General features: G+C 37.3%; 17 protein-coding genes, 2 pseudogenes and 1 other annotated feature (1 of these 20 running past the window's edge). All 19 genes and pseudogenes read left to right on the top strand.

The window, feature by feature from the left end:
- The first annotated feature begins 47 nt into the window (after nucleotides 1–47).
- The 19 genes and pseudogenes from ACHZEU_RS09100 to ACHZEU_RS09010 all read left to right on the top strand — a co-directional run bounded on the left by ACHZEU_RS09100 (nucleotide 48) and on the right by ACHZEU_RS09010 (nucleotide 17,084).
- Complete coding sequence (locus tag ACHZEU_RS09100) at nucleotides 48–1,964, top strand: stage V sporulation protein D (protein ID WP_404804396.1); 1,917 nt, start codon at nucleotides 48–50, stop codon at nucleotides 1,962–1,964.
- 125 nt (nucleotides 1,965–2,089) lie between these two features.
- Nucleotides 2,090–3,061 (top strand): phospho-N-acetylmuramoyl-pentapeptide-transferase, encoded by a 972-nt coding sequence (mraY, locus tag ACHZEU_RS09095; protein WP_048394663.1) that lies wholly within the window; start codon nucleotides 2,090–2,092, stop codon nucleotides 3,059–3,061.
- On the top strand, nucleotides 3,061–4,410 hold the full coding sequence (gene murD / locus ACHZEU_RS09090) for a UDP-N-acetylmuramoyl-L-alanine--D-glutamate ligase (RefSeq protein WP_404804395.1): 1,350 nt from the start codon (nucleotides 3,061–3,063) through the stop codon (nucleotides 4,408–4,410). The genes mraY and murD overlap by 1 nt, the downstream gene beginning before the upstream one ends.
- A 40-nt stretch (nucleotides 4,411–4,450) precedes the next feature.
- Nucleotides 4,451–5,530, top strand: coding sequence for a putative lipid II flippase FtsW (ftsW, locus tag ACHZEU_RS09085; protein ID WP_404804394.1), 1,080 nt, complete (start codon nucleotides 4,451–4,453; stop codon nucleotides 5,528–5,530).
- 21 nt (nucleotides 5,531–5,551) lie between these two features.
- The gene (locus ACHZEU_RS09080) at nucleotides 5,552–6,385 is read left to right on the top strand and encodes a cell division protein FtsQ/DivIB (RefSeq protein WP_048394656.1); all 834 of its coding nucleotides are present in this window, start codon (nucleotides 5,552–5,554) and stop codon (nucleotides 6,383–6,385) included.
- On the top strand, nucleotides 6,363–7,091 hold the full coding sequence (locus ACHZEU_RS09075; protein ID WP_048394654.1) for a DUF881 domain-containing protein: 729 nt from the start codon (nucleotides 6,363–6,365) through the stop codon (nucleotides 7,089–7,091). Before ACHZEU_RS09080 ends, ACHZEU_RS09075 begins: the two co-directional genes overlap by 23 nt.
- Before the next feature lie 123 nt (nucleotides 7,092–7,214).
- Nucleotides 7,215–7,934 carry a DUF881 domain-containing protein gene (locus ACHZEU_RS09070; protein ID WP_036077135.1) on the top strand — a complete coding sequence of 240 codons (720 nt, stop codon included), beginning with the start codon at nucleotides 7,215–7,217 and terminating at the stop codon, nucleotides 7,932–7,934.
- Nucleotides 7,935–7,937: 3 nt separating this feature from the next.
- Complete coding sequence (locus ACHZEU_RS09065) at nucleotides 7,938–8,309, top strand: small basic family protein (protein WP_048394651.1); 372 nt, start codon at nucleotides 7,938–7,940, stop codon at nucleotides 8,307–8,309.
- Between the two features lie 95 nt (nucleotides 8,310–8,404).
- Nucleotides 8,405–9,688, top strand: a pseudogene (gene ftsA / locus ACHZEU_RS09060) (cell division protein FtsA).
- 53 nt (nucleotides 9,689–9,741) lie between these two features.
- A pseudogene (gene ftsZ / locus ACHZEU_RS09055) lies at nucleotides 9,742–10,899 on the top strand (cell division protein FtsZ).
- A gap of 182 nt (nucleotides 10,900–11,081) precedes the next feature.
- Complete coding sequence (locus tag ACHZEU_RS09050; protein WP_404804393.1) at nucleotides 11,082–11,915, top strand: sigma-E processing peptidase SpoIIGA; 834 nt, start codon at nucleotides 11,082–11,084, stop codon at nucleotides 11,913–11,915.
- Nucleotides 11,916–11,952: 37 nt separating this feature from the next.
- Nucleotides 11,953–12,636 carry an RNA polymerase sporulation sigma factor SigE gene (gene sigE, locus ACHZEU_RS09045; RefSeq protein WP_404804392.1) on the top strand — a complete coding sequence of 228 codons (684 nt, stop codon included), beginning with the start codon at nucleotides 11,953–11,955 and terminating at the stop codon, nucleotides 12,634–12,636.
- A 114-nt stretch (nucleotides 12,637–12,750) separates the two neighbouring features.
- Nucleotides 12,751–13,524, top strand: coding sequence for an RNA polymerase sporulation sigma factor SigG (gene sigG, locus ACHZEU_RS09040; protein WP_004227313.1), 774 nt, complete (start codon nucleotides 12,751–12,753; stop codon nucleotides 13,522–13,524).
- 131 nt (nucleotides 13,525–13,655) lie between these two features.
- Complete coding sequence (locus ACHZEU_RS09035) at nucleotides 13,656–13,898, top strand: PRC-barrel domain-containing protein (RefSeq protein WP_225340754.1); 243 nt, start codon at nucleotides 13,656–13,658, stop codon at nucleotides 13,896–13,898.
- Nucleotides 13,899–14,017: 119 nt separating this feature from the next.
- The gene (locus tag ACHZEU_RS09030; RefSeq protein WP_404804391.1) at nucleotides 14,018–14,722 is read left to right on the top strand and encodes a YggS family pyridoxal phosphate-dependent enzyme; all 705 of its coding nucleotides are present in this window, start codon (nucleotides 14,018–14,020) and stop codon (nucleotides 14,720–14,722) included.
- A complete protein-coding gene (locus ACHZEU_RS09025; protein ID WP_004227319.1) occupies nucleotides 14,706–15,203 on the top strand; it encodes a cell division protein SepF in 498 nt (165 codons plus the stop codon). The genes ACHZEU_RS09030 and ACHZEU_RS09025 overlap by 17 nt, the downstream gene beginning before the upstream one ends.
- A gap of 20 nt (nucleotides 15,204–15,223) precedes the next feature.
- Nucleotides 15,224–15,505: a YggT family protein gene (locus tag ACHZEU_RS09020; protein WP_004227322.1), complete on the top strand. Its 282-nt coding sequence runs from the start codon at nucleotides 15,224–15,226 to the stop codon at nucleotides 15,503–15,505.
- A 170-nt stretch (nucleotides 15,506–15,675) separates the two neighbouring features.
- A complete protein-coding gene (locus ACHZEU_RS09015; RefSeq protein WP_004227327.1) occupies nucleotides 15,676–16,464 on the top strand; it encodes an RNA-binding protein in 789 nt (262 codons plus the stop codon).
- A 95-nt stretch (nucleotides 16,465–16,559) separates the two neighbouring features.
- On the top strand, nucleotides 16,560–17,084 hold the full coding sequence (locus ACHZEU_RS09010) for a DivIVA domain-containing protein (protein WP_404804389.1): 525 nt from the start codon (nucleotides 16,560–16,562) through the stop codon (nucleotides 17,082–17,084).
- A gap of 96 nt (nucleotides 17,085–17,180) precedes the next feature.
- Nucleotides 17,181–17,340 (top strand) — a binding site (T-box leader) (it continues 64 nt past the right edge of the window).

Here is a 17,340-nt window from a genome sequence, read left to right as displayed (position 1 = left end):
AAGTCCACTTTATTTCATACGTTGTAAAAAACAAGGTGTGATGTCGAATGAAGTGGATTTCTATCCATTCTAAAAAGCGTTTACGTATTTTATATGTGTTGTTTATGTGTGTAGCAGTGGCAATTGTTGTTAGGTTGTTCTTTTTGCAAGTGTTAGATCAAAAAGAATTGACTACTAAGGCAGATGAGAACTGGGACAGGGAAATTCCATTTGCGAATGAACGAGGGCATATAACAGATCGAGATGGAGAGAGTATTGTAACTAATAAGCTAGCGCCTACTTTATATTTCATGCCTTCACAAAGTGATGATATTGAAGGAGCTGCTGAAAAAATTGCCCAGGTTCTAGAAGTGGATAAAGCGAAGCTATTAGAGAAAATGCAAAAAAAAGCGTACTTAGTGAAACTAGCACCTGAAGGCAAAAATATACCTTATGAAAAAGCAGTAGAATTACAAGGTATGCAAATTGAAGGATTGTATAGTGGTGTTGATTATTCTAGGGATTATCCTTATGGCACGCTATTATCTCGATTTTTAGGTTTTACGGGGTATGATGCCCAAGGATTAGCTGGGATTGAATATGAATATGATAAATTTCTGCAGGCTAATTCTTCTGCTATCCGTCTCTTTACAGATGCCAAWGGTAATAATTTACCTAATGTTTCAAGTGCTTGGAAAGCAGGAGAAGATGGTGCTACGATCGAGCTAACAATTGACGTTGATGTACAGCAAGTCGTAGAGCGCGAAATATCGCAAGCAATGAAGCGCTATGAAGCTGACCAAGCACTAGCGATTGCGATGAATCCAAACACTGGCKAAATTTTGGCATTAGCCTCTTATCCTACTTTCCACCCAKCGGAATATCAATTAGTAGAGCCAGCCATCTACAATCGAAATTTACCTGTATGGATGACGTATGAGCCCGGTTCTACTTTTAAAATTATTACCCTTAGTGCTGCGTTGGAAGAAAACTTAGTGGATTTGGAGCATGAAACCTTTTATGATCCAGGTTATACGATGGTGGCGGGAGCAAAGCTTCGCTGTTGGAAACGTGAAGGACATGGGCATGAAACCTTTTTAGAGGTGGTTGAGAACTCCTGTAACCCAGGCTTTATAGAATTAGGTCAGCGTCTAGGCAATGAGCGATTACTACAATATATTAAAGACTTTGGTTTTGGAAAAAAGACAGGGTCTAATATAGCTGGTGAAGCATCGGGTATTTTATTTTCTAAGGATGCCTTTGGTCCTGTTGAGCAGGCCACCACTTCATTTGGGCAAGGGGTAGCCGTGACACCTATTCAACAAGTTCAAGCAGTAGCTGCTGCCATAAATGGAGGCAAGCTTTATACGCCATATGTTGTGAARAAGGTATTTAATCCAAATACAGGTGAAGTCATACAAGAAACGCAACCAGWTGTTAAAAATCAGGTAATTCGTGAAGAAACCTCTGCTAAGGTTCGAGGTGCTTTGGAATCAGTAGTAGCGAATGGTTCAGGTCGACAAGCCTTTCGAGATGGACTGCGAATTGGTGGTAAAACTGGAACAGCGCAAAAAGTTGAAAATGGCCGTTATAAAAGTGGAGAATACATCGTATCCTTTATTGGCTTTGCACCAGCAGACAATCCGCAAATTGTTGTCTATGTAGCTGTTGACAATCCGAAAAAGACAACCCAGTTTGGTGGTGTTGTAGCAGCACCTATAGTGGGGCAAATTATTGAGGATGTTGCGCCTTTTGTAGGTATTGAAAAATCGAAGGAACAACTGGAAAAGGATTATCGTTATGGTGACCCAATTACTGTGAAGGTACCGAATTTTATTGGTCAAACAAAGGATGMTATTGCCAAGCAATTTTATCCATTCCGTATTGAATGGCATGGAGAAGGGACTAAAATTGGTAATCAATTACCTGAAGTGGATAGTGTTATCAAACAAGATGGTACCATTCATTTATATTTGGAGAACTAAAATAACTTTACCTTTAAAAAATGGGAAAGAACCMYTATTATTATGAAGGGTAGTAATAATAAAATGAAAGTTAATGCTTTTTTCTTAAAGAAGAAAGTGAAACAAGATTTAAAGGAGATTTTTCAATGAAACTCGCAACAACACTTACCATTTTAGCTCTTGCTTTTATAGTAACAGTTATCCTGGCACCAATTAGTATTCCACTTCTTCGTCGTCTAAAGTTTGGGCAAAGTATTCGAGAAGAGGGACCAAAATCACATATGAAAAAAGCTGGTACACCAACAATGGGGGGAATCATTTTCTTAATATCCATCCTCGTAACAACTGTTGGTGTAGGTAGCTTTTTAGATTTATTAACGACACAGACCGTAGTACTTTTATTAGTATTAGCAGGATTCGGCTTAATAGGTTTATTAGATGATGGTTTAAAGGTTGTATTTAAAAGAAATTTAGGTTTAACCTCTCTTCAAAAATTGATTGGTCAAATTGTTATTGCTATTCTTGCGTATTTCCTTCTACATGTAGGATCGTTTGATACAACGTTAGCTATTCCATTTACGGAGTGGACTATTGATCTAGATGTATTCTATGTAGCCTTTTTAATTTTTTGGTTAGTAGGCTTCTCCAATGCAGTGAATTTGACAGATGGACTAGACGGGCTAGTGGCAGGTACTGCCTCCATTGCCTTTGCAGCATTTGGTGTTATTGCGCTATTCCAAAGTCAGGCAGATATTGCACTATTTTCGTTTGCTGTAACAGGTGCTTTATTAGGCTTTTTATTATTTAATGCAAATCCTGCAAAGGTATTTATGGGGGATACGGGGTCATTAGCATTAGGTGGAGCATTAGCTATGGTATCTGTCTTAGTAAAAGAAGAATTCTTGCTTTTACTAGTTGGCTTAGTGTTTGTGATCGAAACACTTTCCGTTATTTTGCAGGTAGGTAGCTTTAAGCTTCGAAAAAAGCGTATTTTTAAAATGAGCCCTATTCATCATCATTTTGAATTATCGGGTTGGTCAGAATGGAAAGTAGTGCTTGTCTTCTGGTCAACTGCCTTAGCAGTAGCATTAATTGCAGTCTTATCGGAGGCGTTCTAATGAAAAACTATACAGATTTACAACATAAAAAAGTACTTGTGTTAGGTCTAGCAAAAAGTGGTGTGGCCGCTGCTGAAATTTTACATGAGCTTGGTGCATTTGTAACAGTAAATGATTCAAAACCATTTGATGAAAGTCCAGATGCACAAGGGCTCTTACAGAAGGGGATTACAGTTATCTGTGGTCGCCATCCTGAAGATTTACTTGATGAAGGCTTTGAGTTAGTGGTAAAAAATCCAGGTATACCTTATAGCAATCGAATTGTGGCTGATGCCCTTAGTCGAGAGATTCCAGTCTGGACAGAGATTGAGCTAGCTTTTTTAATTAGTGATGCACCATTTATTGGTATAACAGGCTCAAATGGCAAAACAACGACAACAACKTTAAKAKTCGACATGTTAAGTAACGGAAGTAAAAATCCTTTAATTGCTGGAAATATTGGGACAGTTGCTTGTGGCGTCGCAAAAGAAGCTAATCAAGATGACATCATTGTAACAGAATTGTCTTCTTTCCAATTGATGGGGATTAAAACGTTTAAGCCTAAAATTGCTATTTTGACGAATCTTTATGATGCGCATCTAGACTATCATGGAACATTTAATAACTATGCTGAAGCGAAGTTTGGCGTAACTCGTAATCAAGATGACAGTGATTATTTTATTTATAATGCCGACCAACCGATAGTGGTTGGATATGCAGCACAATCTCATGCACAGAAGATTCCATTCAGTTCGAAGGGGCGTACTGCAAATGGAATTAGTGCAGATGATACAACAATTTATTGGCAAGGTGAACCATACATGGATCGTGCGAACATTGCCTTGCCTGGTAAGCATAATTTAGAAAATATCCTAGCAGCCGTGGCAGCCTGTATTTTAGTTGGCTGTGACAAAGAGAAGATGGAAGAGGTTTTAGCGACATTTGGTGGAGTTAGACACCGTACACAATTCGTACGTGAATGGAACGGTCGTAAGATTTACAACGACTCTAAGGCAACAAATTGCTTAGCGACAAAGAGTGCTTTAGATGCTTTCCAAGCTCCTGTTATTTTACTCGCAGGTGGCTTAGATCGTGGACATTCTTTCGAAGAGCTTCGCCCTTGTATGAGTCATGTAAAGGGTGTTGTTGCGTTTGGAGAAACTGGCTTACGATTTGTAGAATTTGCAAAATCGTGTGGTGTCCAACATACCGTCATTGCTCAAAATGTAGAAGACGCTGTTCAATATGCAGCACCGATGTCTGCAGAAGGAGATGTTATTTTACTATCTCCAGCATGTGCAAGTTGGGATCAATATGACAGCTTTGAAATACGTGGAGATGTTTTTATTGATGCTGTAATGAAGCTGTAATGAGCCTGTAACTATTTTAGAATATACTTGACTTGGAAGGATGGCATTACTGAGAKGTAAAGAAAGCTACTTATTGCTCGTCACAACTTTGATGCTATCAATAATCGGCATTATTTTCGTCTATTCTGCAGGTACCTATTGGAGTGCCGTTCATTATAGTGGAAAAATGCMGTTTTATATKAAGCAAAGCGTATACTTTGTGGTAGCCATTGTCGTATTTTTAATCACGATTCGATTAAATATTTTGAGAGAGCAGTCCTTTTGGAAAATGGCCTATATATTTTCGTTAATTTTACTCGTTCTCGTCCTGATTCCTGGTATAGGATTAGTGCGAAATGGTTCGCAAAGCTGGATTGGTGTAGGTCCATTAACAATACAGCCGGCAGAGCTAACGAAAATTACCGTCATTGTGTACTTGAGCCATATATTAGCCCAACATAAAACGGGCACTCCTGTTGTTAACTGGCGACATGGTTTTATCCTGTTACTTCCTGTTGTTCTTATCATGTTGCAGCCGGATTTTGGCTCAGTATTTATTCTCGTTGTATCTGTGTTTTTATTGTTTTTTGTCGCTGGCTATCCTCTAAAATTATACGCCATGATTATGCTAGCTGGTGTCGCTGGATTAGTAGGTCTCATAGCGACAGCGCCATATCGTCTAAAGCGTATAGAAGCATTTCTTGATCCATGGGCTGATCCCTTGGTTAGTGGGTTCCAAGCGGTGCAATCTTTAATGGCTATCGGTCCAGCAGGGATTTTTGGGCATGGCTTTGGACAAAGCCGACAAAAGTTTCTGTATTTACCAGAGCCTCAAAATGATTTTATTTACGCCATTATTTTAGAAGAAGTCGGATTGATTGGTGGCCTCGTTATTTTAGTGCTTTTTGTACTAACGATCTATGCAGGCTATAGATTTGCTGTACAGGCTAAAAACCGAACGTCCTATTATGCGATTATCGGGCTAGTCACAATGCTTATGGTGCAGGCTTTTCTAAATATAGCCGTAGTAATAGGTTTAGTGCCAGTAACGGGTGTCACATTACCTTTTATTAGCTATGGTGGAACATCTTTAGTAACAATGTGGTTAATAATAGGTATTATTTATCAATTAGCGAAATAAATATAAAGGAGGAGTACTTTTATGGAGAAAGTAATTGATATAGAAGAACGCATACCTACGCTAAAAAAGCGACGAAAAAAGCGTACAAACCGGAAATTTATAGTGCTAATATTACTTTTCTTTATTGTGTTAGCAGTACTCCTTTATTTTCAATCTCCATACAGTAACATCAATAAAATCACTGTCAATGGTGCGAAGCTAGCGAATGACCAATATTATTTGGAGGCAAGTACTCTTGCGCCAGGAAAATCAATGTGGAGTTTCAAAGTGGAAGATATTGAACAGATTTTATTAAAGGATAAATGGGTAAAAGAAGTACAGGTTAACCGTAACTGGTTACAAGGCGTAACAATTGATATTAAAGAATGGAAAAAAGTTGCGTACTTAGCTGGGGATGGGACTTATTATCCTTTGCTAGAAAACGGCAAGCGCTTTGAACAAACGGGAAATGATACACCCATTGATGCACCTGTTTTTATCGGGATAACTGGTGAAAAGACAATTAATAAGCTTGTTGAACAGCTAGCACAATTAAAGCCCGAAGTATTAGCTTTAATTTCTCAGGTTAACACAAATAGTAATGAAGCAAATCCAAATGCAGTCAAGCTTTATATGAATGATGGCTACGAAGTACGTGCTGTTATTCAGACACTAGCGGAAAAGTTAAATTACTACCCCTCTATCGTCGCACAAATTGCTAACTTAGAAAAAGGTGTGATTGATTTAGAGGTCGGTTCATACTATCGTCCTTTTAACGAGGAATACAACAAGATTAGTATTGACATGGAAGTAAATGCAGATGGTGAAATGGTTAACCAGGAAGTGACAGAAGATGAACAACAAGAAGACGAATAGCAAAGGTAGTTTTTTTACTAGAAAACAATTCGAATTACTAATTGTTTGTGTAACAACAGGATTTATCATCGGCTATTCATACAACCAGGCGAAAGATAATCGAGAAGCAGGCACTATTAATTCTGAGCTTTTTGAGCAAGAAGATTCTTATCGTGAGGAGCTAATCACTCAACAAGAGCGCAATAAAGAACTTACGGAAGAACTAAATCATTTACAAGAACAAATTCGGAAGTATGAAAAATCCTTTGCTTCAAACGAAAAGGACTACAAGAAGCTTGTTGAGCAAGCAGAAGATTTACGGCTTTTACTCGGTGAACTAAAGAGTGAGGGGAAGGGCATACGCATAACCCTTCAAGATGGAGACTATGATCCAAAATCCTTAAATCCAAATGACTATATTGTCCATGAAAGTCATGTATTTAAATTGTTAAATGAACTAAAAATTTCAGGCGCGCAAGCTATTGCTATTAATGGACAACGTGTATTAGCGAGTTCTTATATTCGCTGTAATGGCCCAGTAATAACAATTGATGGTACACAACATCCAGCTCCGTTTGTAATCGAAGCGGTTGGTGATTCAGATACATTAATAGCTTCTTTAAACTTAAACGGGGGCGTGGTGGATCAATTATTAAATGACAATATTGTGGTGTCACTTGAAGAAAATCAGAAGCTTACCATGCCAAAAGTAAAAATAGAAAGTTAGGACAAGTTCTATACTTTAAACTTCATGTTTAATTTAGCCTTCAGTTATATAGTCGATTGTAGAAAATTATACAATTCAAAGTCGTATTCTGAGGGGCATACGATACGTCTAGGAGGGGCTATTTTGAAAAGAAATATGTACACCCGAATAACGATCGTGCTATTTATTATCGGTTTGATGATAGCGGTACAATACAATACCATACAAAAACCAGCTGAGCGAGATACACGAGATATTTGGGCAATAAGAGAGGAATTAGCACAAGAAAAACAAAGACATTCCGCACTACTGGCAGAAATTCGCTCACTTCATGAAGTAGTGGATCGCTATGAGCAATCTGAAAAAGTAAATCAGCAAGCAGCTTTAAATGAAACATTAAATCGTTTAAAGCTACAAGCAGGATTAACAGAAGTTATAGGGCCAGGTGTTGTACTTCGAGTTGAACCTGCACCTGAACTGATAGAAATGGGCTATGAAATTAAAGAGATTTCACCCGATTTGTTAACTCAATTATTGAATACCCTTTTTAAGAACAATGCTACTAATGTCTCAATTGATGGTAATCGGGTAGTACAAACAACAGCCATACGGGATATTAATGGTAAGACAACAGTAAACAGTATACCACTGTCTTCGCCTTCATTTGAGATATTTGTTGGGACAAGCGATTATAAAGCAGCACAAAAAATGTATAATTCCTTGCAGGCCTCAACATTTATAGACTCATTTTATTTAGACAATTTTAATTTAGTAATTGAAGAACCAATTGAACAGTTACAAATTCCAGCATTTGATCAGCCGTTGACAAATGATTATTTAGCAGAGGTGAAAAAAGGAGATTAATATATGTGGCTACCATTTTTAGGTTTGGTATTTGGACTTGCCCTTGGCTTGTTAACAAATATACAAATCCCCTCTATGTATGAAAATTATCTGTCAATAGCTGTTTTAGCAGCTTTAGATACATTATTTGGAGGTATTCGTGCTCAATTACAGCAAGTTTACGATGATAAAGTTTTTGTATCAGGATTCTTTTTTAATATAGTTCTAGCAGCAGGATTAGCTTTTATAGGAGTGAATTTGGGGATAGATTTGTATTTAGCAGCGATTTTCGCTTTTGGAGTACGTTTATTCCAAAATATAGCAATTATTAGGCGTATATTACTAACTCGGTTAGATGAGAAACGTCACAAGCGGAAAAAAACTTCCATAGAATGAGAGAAAAATTGACCAAAATACTCGATTTGCTTAGACATTATGCCAAATTTACAATAGAATGAAAACAAGAGCATTTTTCAAGGAGGTGCAGCGAATTGAATCAGCAAGATTTATACATTTCCCTTGATATTGGGTCCTCCTCTGTCAAGGTATTAATAGGTGAAATGAGTGACGGGCAATTACATGTAATTGGCGTCGGAAATGTAAAGTCGAATGGAGTTCGAAAAGGTGCAATTGTTGATATTGATGCAACAGTACAATCTATTCGAAAAGCAATAGAACAGGCCGAACGAATGACTGGTTATCAAATCCATGAAGTCGTTTTAGGCGTTCCAGCTAACCAGACGATGTTACAGCTAGTTAAAGGTGTTGTYGCTGTAAATAGTGAMAAYAKAKAMAKYWCRGATGWTGAYTKWKACAGAGTGGTAGAATCTGCACAAGTCATGTCAATACMTCCTGAACGTGAATTAGTTAACATCATTCCAAGACAGTTTATTGTGGACAACCTTGATGAAATTAAAGATCCTCGTGGTATGATTGGCATCCGTCTTGAAATGGATGCAACAATGATAACGACATCCAAAACGCTTTTACACAATGTTCTTCGCTGTGTTGAGCGAGCGGGTTTAAGTATACGAGAAATATATTTGCAGCCATTAGCATCAGGCTACTTTGCATTAACAGAAGATGAAAAAAACCAAGGAACTGCCTTTATTGACTTAGGTGGCGGATCTACAACAATTGCAGTTTTTGAAGAGGGATTATTAACGCATACGGGTGTCATACCAGTTGGTGGTGATCATATAACGAAAGATATTTCAATCGTTTTAAAAACACCAACAGAACAAGCAGAACAAATTAAACACCAGTTTGGACATGCCTTTTATGATGACGCATCAGATGACGAACTCTTTGAAGTGCCTGTCGTGGGTACAGATTCTACTGATCAGTACAGCCAACGTTATATATCGGAGATTATTGGTGCTAGATTAGAAGAATTACTAGAGTTAGTTATAGATGAATTAGCACGTTTAGGTGTTAGAGATTTACCAGGCGGTGTAGTTTTAACTGGTGGTGTTGCAAAGCTTGAGGGGATTGCCCAATTAGCACGTCAAATTCTACAAACGCGTGTTAGAATCTATACACCCGATTATATCGGTGTTAGAGAGCCTTCATTTGCGACGGCAGTTGGACTTATTCGTTACGCCTATTTAGAAGATGATTTTTACGGTAAAAGTACGAATACGCAGCCTGTTGAATATGCAGTTGTAGGGGCTCAACCAGCTATAAGCAAAAAGCAAGAGTATTCTGMAMCTTCAGAACCAAAAGAAAGCGTAATTGGGAGAGCAAAAAAATTATTTGATAAGTTTTTTGATTAACTAGAATGCGTAATGAATGATACAGAGTCGAGTTACCGTGGGAGGAAAAAGAGATGTTAGAATTTGATACAAGTGTTGATGAACTTGCAGTAATAAAGGTCATAGGTGTTGGTGGMGGCGGTAACAACGBTGTCAATCGAATGATAGAMCATGGTGTACAAGGTGTTGACTTTATCGCAGTTAACACGGATGCTCAGGCATTAAATTTATCCAAAGCGGAAGTAAGGCTACAAATTGGTGCTAAATTAACGCGTGGATTAGGTGCAGGTGCAAATCCAGAAGTAGGAAAAAAAGCTGCTGAAGAGAGCAGAGAACAGCTAGAAGAGGTTTTAAGAGGCGCCGATATGGTATTCGTGACTGCTGGTATGGGCGGCGGAACGGGTACTGGGGCAGCTCCAGTGATTGCACAAATTGCACGTGAATTGGGAGCCCTAACAGTAGGTGTTGTCACACGTCCATTTACTTTTGAAGGTCGTAAACGTCAAACACAAGCAATCGKTGGAATTGGCGGTATGAAAGAAGCAGTAGATACACTGATTGTGATACCAAACGACAAGCTACTACAAATAGTTGATAAATCAACACCAATGTTAGAAGCCTTTAGAGAAGCCGATAATGTATTACGTCAAGGTGTACAAGGTATTTCAGATTTAATTGCTACACCTGGTCTTATTAACTTAGACTTTGCAGACGTGAAAACGATTATGTCCAACAAAGGTTCAGCTTTAATGGGAATTGGTATTGCAACAGGTGAAAACAGAGCTTCTGAGGCTGCAAAGAAAGCTATTTCAAGTCCATTGCTTGAATCATCCATTGATGGTGCTAAAGGTGTCCTTATGAACATTACAGGTGGTTCAAATCTTAGCTTATTTGAAGTACAAGAAGCAGCAGATATCGTAGCTTCTGCATCAGATGAAGAGGTAAATATGATTTTCGGTTCTKTAATTAATGAAAATCTTAAAGATGAAATCATTGTTACAGTKRTTKSKWYWKRMYYCACWKARKWAKYTTKWSWSCMACAACGACCTACATCAAAACCGACACTTAATATGAACAGACAATCTGCTCCACAGCAACAAGCACMTAKTCGTGAACAACGACAAGAAATGCATGTTCAAMATGAGCAGCCACGTCAAAATCAGCAAAAWKATGCACAGGATGACATGCTTGAGGTTCCGGCAKTTTTACRTAAKCGCAAAAATCGTGGTTAATTAACTTCTAAAAAGCTCGTATTTWACATATGTAAAATACGAGCTTTTTATATTGTCTGCCATGATGTTCAAATGTGTAAGGAAACCATGTTTTTTGTCAAAACATTTTTAGGAAATGATGCGATTGTTTGACAATATTTGTGGGAGTAACGTGCTAACTTTGTAAGTAGGAGGCGGCTGTTATGTATGGAGAATGGCTGGTGCTCATTAATACGCTTTTTAATCTAGCGATACTCACGTTTACGGCAAGAGTAACAGGAGTCCTTGTAAAAAATTCAAGATTATTAATGAGTTCTATTTGTAGTAGTTTTGTAGCTGTCATTGGCGGTCAAGTGCTGTGGACGACAATTCTTAGTTTTATATTGTTAATTGGTATAGCGTTTCACTTTAAGATTCGAAGCTTTCAGAAGCAAGGACCTATTGTGTTAACAGCAACGATCGTTATTGGCGGATTGTTAACAGCACTACAACCTTTTTTAAAAAATCTTTCTTCCACCCGTTTCATTATGATTTGCTTTTTGCTTGCAGTTTTAAATCTTATTGCATTTTATAAGCAATGGGGTTTTGTAAAGTTAGAACGCTTAAGTGGTCAATTTGTATTTGATACAACTTTAACAATCTTTGGGGCAAAGATACCACTTTCTGCCTTTGTAGATACAGGAAATCAAGCCATTGAGCCATTATCAGGAAAGCCGGTTCATTTTGTTTCCTATACTGCTTTGAGACCACATTTACCTTCAGCGTTCCGGGAATCATTAATGGAATGGCAAGAAACAGATCCGTACAATBTATCTATGTTTYCWGARSWYTAWCAGSGTTATAWRCGAYWKATTMATGTCAATACAGTACAGCAGCAAACCGTTGTCCTTGGTTTTCGCTTTGATGAATGGCATATAAAGGGGGAGCCTTCGCAAGTGAAAATGAATGAATATATCGTATTAACCAAAAAAGCTAAAAATTTTCCACATAGCACAGCAGCAATTTTACATTTTTCAGCGCTTTCAAATAACTCATAGAGGGGGAGAACTATTGCTTCTTAGGCTACTTGCTAGCTTGAAAAAATTATGGAGTAAGTTTCGGAGTCGTGAAACGTACTATATAGGGGGAAATGATTCATTGCCAGTGCCATTAAGTCGAGAAGAAGAAGTTACAGTCATTGCATCCTTTATGAATGGTGATTTACGAGCTAGAGACACACTAATTGAACGTAATTTACGTCTTGTTGTTTATATTGCTAGACGTTTTGATAATACGGGAACGCCAATCGAAGACTTAATCAGTATTGGCTCCATTGGTTTAATAAAAGCAATTGAGACGTTCAATACGGATAAAAATATTAAGCTTGCAACATACGCATCACGCTGTATTGAAAATGAAATTTTAATGCATTTACGAAAAACAAGTCGTATGAAGGGTGAAGTATCCTTAGATGAGCCACTAAATTCTGATGCAGATGGAAATGAATTATTACTGTCAGATATTTTAGGAACAGAAGAGCATATTATGTCAGATATTGTGGAGAAAAAAATTGAACGTCAGCATATGTTCCACGCTATTAATTTACTAGGTGCGCGTGAACGTTATATTATGGAATGTCGCTTTGGTCTCAATGGAAAAGTTGAAATGACACAAAAAGAAGTTGCAGATCATTTAGGCATATCGCAATCATATATTTCCCGTTTAGAAAAGAAAATTATTCAAGATTTACGTGAAAATTTAAATCAACCAATTTCTTAGAAAGGGAAATTTATCCTACCTAAAATTGGTCGCAGCTTTTGTGCATATTCTTGTTTCTCTCGGACAAACTGATGTCACGGTTTAGTCAGAGAATAACATCCGGAGGAATCGAATATGCGAACAAAAGTAGATCTTTGCGGCTTAGATACATCGACTTTGCCAATTCTAAAGCACGAGGAAATGAAGGAACTCTTTATCCGATTACAAGCTGGAGAAACAGAGATTAGAGAAGAGCTTGTGATGTGCAATTTAAGGTTAGTGCTTAGTATTGTCGGTAGATTTGCCTATAGAGGTGAACAGGCAGATGATTTATTTCAAGTAGGCTGTATTGGCCTCATGAAAGCCATTGATCATTTTGATTTAAAGCATAATGTACGATTTTCGACATATGCTGTACCAATGATTATTGGTGAAATTCGTCGCCATCTGCGTGATCATCATGCATTACGTGTATCTCGCTCTCTAAGAGATATAGCTTATAAGGCAATGCAGGCAAAAGAGCAATGGATAACCGATAATTTGCGAGAACCAACGATTGAAGAAATTGCCGAGATGATTGACATGAAAAAGGAAGACGTTTTATTTGCTTTAGATGCCATTCAAGATCCAGTTTCATTACAGGAACCCATTTATTCAGATGGCGGAGATGCTGTTTATATGATGGACCAATTACGTGATGATGATGTATCAGAAGATCAATGGGTTGCCTATGTGTCGGTAAAGGAAAGCTTGCAAAAGCTAGATGAACGTCAGCAAATGATCGTTGCCAAACGATTTTATTATGGAGAGACCCAAACTGAGATTGCCAAAGAACTTGGGATTTCTCAAGCACAAATTTCACGTCTTGAAAAAAATGCAATTGAAACAATGCAAAAAGATTACAAATAAAAAAATGCGCATCGTATAATTCGGTGCGCATTTTATCTTCATTCAATGAACAAATGATACATAAATATAAAGTAACAGCAAAGTTTGATGGTAGTAGAAATGTTTATACGAAAGTAAACAATAGAGGAGGTATGTCATTGCGTTTTTCGATGTTACAACAAAAAGAAGTCATTGAAGCAGGAAATGGACGATTTATAGGCTTTGTCATAGATGCTGAAGTATCAAAAGAAACAGGCTATGTGACAGCATTTTTGATTGCAGAGCCTCGCAAATATCTTGGTTTTTTTAAAGGTGAAGAGTCTGTGAGAAAAGTGTATATGAAGGATGTGCTTGTTGTTGGTAAGGATGTCATTTTAGTCAAAGCCCTTTCCTAAGACATAGGCACATTAAAATTGTGAGAATTGTATGCTGACATAGGTCAGGCTATTCATTGATAAATCAAGCATTGCTTGTTACAATAAAAGAAACTATTGTTGTAAAGTTGGGAAAAACAGTGACAAAAATCTTAACAAATTTAAACAAACTAAATGATTTAATAACAGCAGCAGAAAAAAAAGGGAATCGTGAGGGCGAAAAAGTCCAAATAATTGCCGTGACGAAGGAAGTTTCTGTTGAAAGAACACAAGAAGCAATTGAAGCAGGGCTCACTCATTTAGGAGAAAACAGACCAGAGGGCTTACATCGTAAAATTACTGAGATACATGCTGATGTTCATTGGCATTACATTGGGTCGCTTCAAACACGTAAAGTAAAACAAGTGATTAACAGCATTGATTATTTACACTCCTTAGATCGTTTGAGTTTGGCAGAAGAAATTGAAAAAAGAGCCGAACAACCTGTTAAATGTTTTGTACAAGTAAATATTTCTGGTGAAGAATCAAAACATGGTTTAACTATCGAAGAAGTTTTGCCTTTTGTAGAAGCATTAAAAGGTTTTACTAAGATTCAAGTTGTAGGTTTAATGACTATGGCACCAAACACCGAAAMCGAAGCAATTATTCGCTCTGTTTTCAAGCAATTAAAACAATGTCAACAGCAAATAGCCGAGCAAGGATTCGCACACGCACCTTGTACCGAGTTATCAAYGGGCATGTCTAATGACTTTGAAATTGCGGTAGAGGAAGGGGCTACTTTTGTTCGAGTCGGAACGGCTCTTGTTGGAAATGAAAGAGGGGAACAGGATGAGCATGAAAAATAAGATTAAAAACTTCTTTTACCTTGAAGAAGAATTAGAAGAAGAAATCACGCAAGCTCCTATTCAGCAACAACAACCCATACAACAACAGCAACCGATTCATTCAGTTAAGCCAAAAAAAATGATGAAAGAACGCAAAGCACCTATTCATGAAATCATGCCACAAAGCACAGCAACTCCTAATAACATTGTCAGTTTGCAGGCAGCTATGAGTTCTAAGGGAGCAAAAGTTGTTTTAATAGAACCGAGAGTTTATGCAGAAGCACAAGATATCGCAGAGCATTTAAAAAATAAACGTGCAACAATTGTCAATTTGCAACGTATCGAAAGAGAACAAGGTAAACGCATTATTGATTTTTTAAGTGGCACAGTCTATGCTCTTGCTGGAGATATTCAACGTATCGGTAAAGATATCTTCCTTTGTACGCCAGATAATGTAGAAGTGACTGGTGAAATTACAAACTTTATTTTAGACGATAATTAATAGCGAGGATTGTAGTTTATATGACTTTTTTTATTATACTTGGTTATGTATCATTAGCATTTAAGATTTACTCATTCATGCTAATTGCATATATCTTAATGTCTTGGGTGCCTGCCGCTCAAAATTCAGCAATTGGTCGCATGCTTGAAAAAGTTTGTGAGCCATATTTAGGGATTTTTAGGAAATTCATTCCGCCTCTTGGTATGATTGATATTTCGCCAATTGTGGCCATCTTTATGCTGAATTTTATAGAAAGAGGGCTTTATATAGTCATTCAGAAAATATATTTTATGTTCGCTTAGAAGTAAATCCTCACGTTTTGGTGGGGATTTTTTATTTATTTTAATTTTCTATGCTACTAAAGCGACTAATAAAAAATTTTAAAACAATGACGTCCAAACGTCATTAATTGGGAATACTAAGTTTCCAACTAACAAAGMAAAATGGAACTARTRAAAGAGGAGACAACAAGATGGAACACTTAATCCAGCATTTTCGAAAAGATGAACAGCCCTTTATTGAACAGGTAATAAGCTGGCAGCGTGAGGTTGAAGATCGTTATGCGCCTAAGCTGACAGATTTTCTTGATCCAAGACAACGTTTTATTGTGACATCGATTATCGGGCAAAATGATACCCTAAAAACTGCATGCACAGGTTTATTTGAAGAGGCGGAGAGGCAGCGTATGCTTATTTTTCCTACTTACTATGAAGCAATAGAAGAAGACTTTCAGTTAGTGGCCTTTACGATTCAATATCCAGTGAAATTTGTCCAATTACGACATCCTGATGTTTTAGGTGCGTTGCTTTCATTAGGTTTAAACCGTGGCAAATTTGGTGATATTCGTGTAAATGATCAGCAGGTGCAATTCGTTGTAGCTCAAGAGGTAGCAGAATATGTTCGGTTACATTTAACAGGTATTGGTAAAGTTAAGGTGCATATTGAGTCTTTAAAAGAAGCGGATTCCCTTATTGTAAATGAGGAAGAATGGTTGGAGGAATCTCATACAGTATCTTCCATGCGCTTAGATGTAATTATTGCGACTGTATTAAATGTATCACGCCAAAAAGCTCAAGCTTTAATTACTGGGAAAAAAGTTCGTGTAAATTGGACAGAAAGAGATACAGTTGCTTTTGAATTACAAGAGGGAGATATTTTATCGATACGTGGAAGTGGTAGGGTGAAAATTATTATGACTGAAGGYCGAACAAAAAAAGATAAAATCCGTCTTCAAGTCGGTCGATTGGCCCAAAAAAGCTGAAAGTGAAGTAAATTTCATTAATTTTTACTGCTAAGTTGTCGGAACAATTGTATAATAGGAATTACGAATGTACATGTAAAGGAGAGAAGGATTGTATGCCATTATCACCTATTGATATACATAATAAGGAGTTTACAAAAGCCTTCAGAGGTTATGCTGAAGWTGAAGTAAATGAATTTTTAGATCAGATTATTAAAGACTATGAAATTCTGCTTCGTGAAAAAAAAGAGGTTGATAAGCAATTAGAGATGGCTTTAGAACAAGCGAGACATTTCAACACCTTAGAAGAAACTTTGCAGAAGTCTATTGTCGTTGCACAAGAAGCGGCTGATGAAGTGAGAAGAAATTCTCAAAAAGAGGCAAAGCTCATTGTAAAAGAAGCTGAAAAAAATGCTGATCGAATTGTCAATGAAGCTTTGACGAAGGCTCGTAAGGTGACGATTGAAATTGATGAGCTTAAAAAGCAATCTAAGGTATTTCGTAATCGTTTCAAGATGCTTGTAGAAGCACAGCTGGATTTACTTAATGCAGATGACTGGGATCATTTGCTGCAATATGATATCGATTTAACAGAAATTCAAGCATCTGTTGAAGAAGCACAGGATTCTGAGGATATTTAACTTTTCTTTTTAATTGCTGTAATTGACAAATGAAACTTGACGCGATTGTTTGAATTTCATATACTTTGTAATAGTAATTATTTTGAACAGATATGCATAAAAGCAGAGACGAAGACAGTATTTGTTAGGCGTTGTTRAGCGATTTGGGGACAGTGAGAGCCCAAACATACAACTAGCATTGAACATCACTTCTGAGCTAAATAACTGAAAAAAGTAGGTTATTTCGTGATGCACGACGTTAAACGTGCTTTTAAGA

This window comes from Lysinibacillus sp. S1, assembly GCF_044986265.1.
GTDB classification, from domain to species: domain Bacteria; phylum Bacillota; class Bacilli; order Bacillales_A; family Planococcaceae; genus Lysinibacillus; species Lysinibacillus capsici.
The sequence above is the reverse complement of the archived record's forward strand: the minus strand, read 5'-3'. Positions and strand labels throughout refer to the sequence as shown.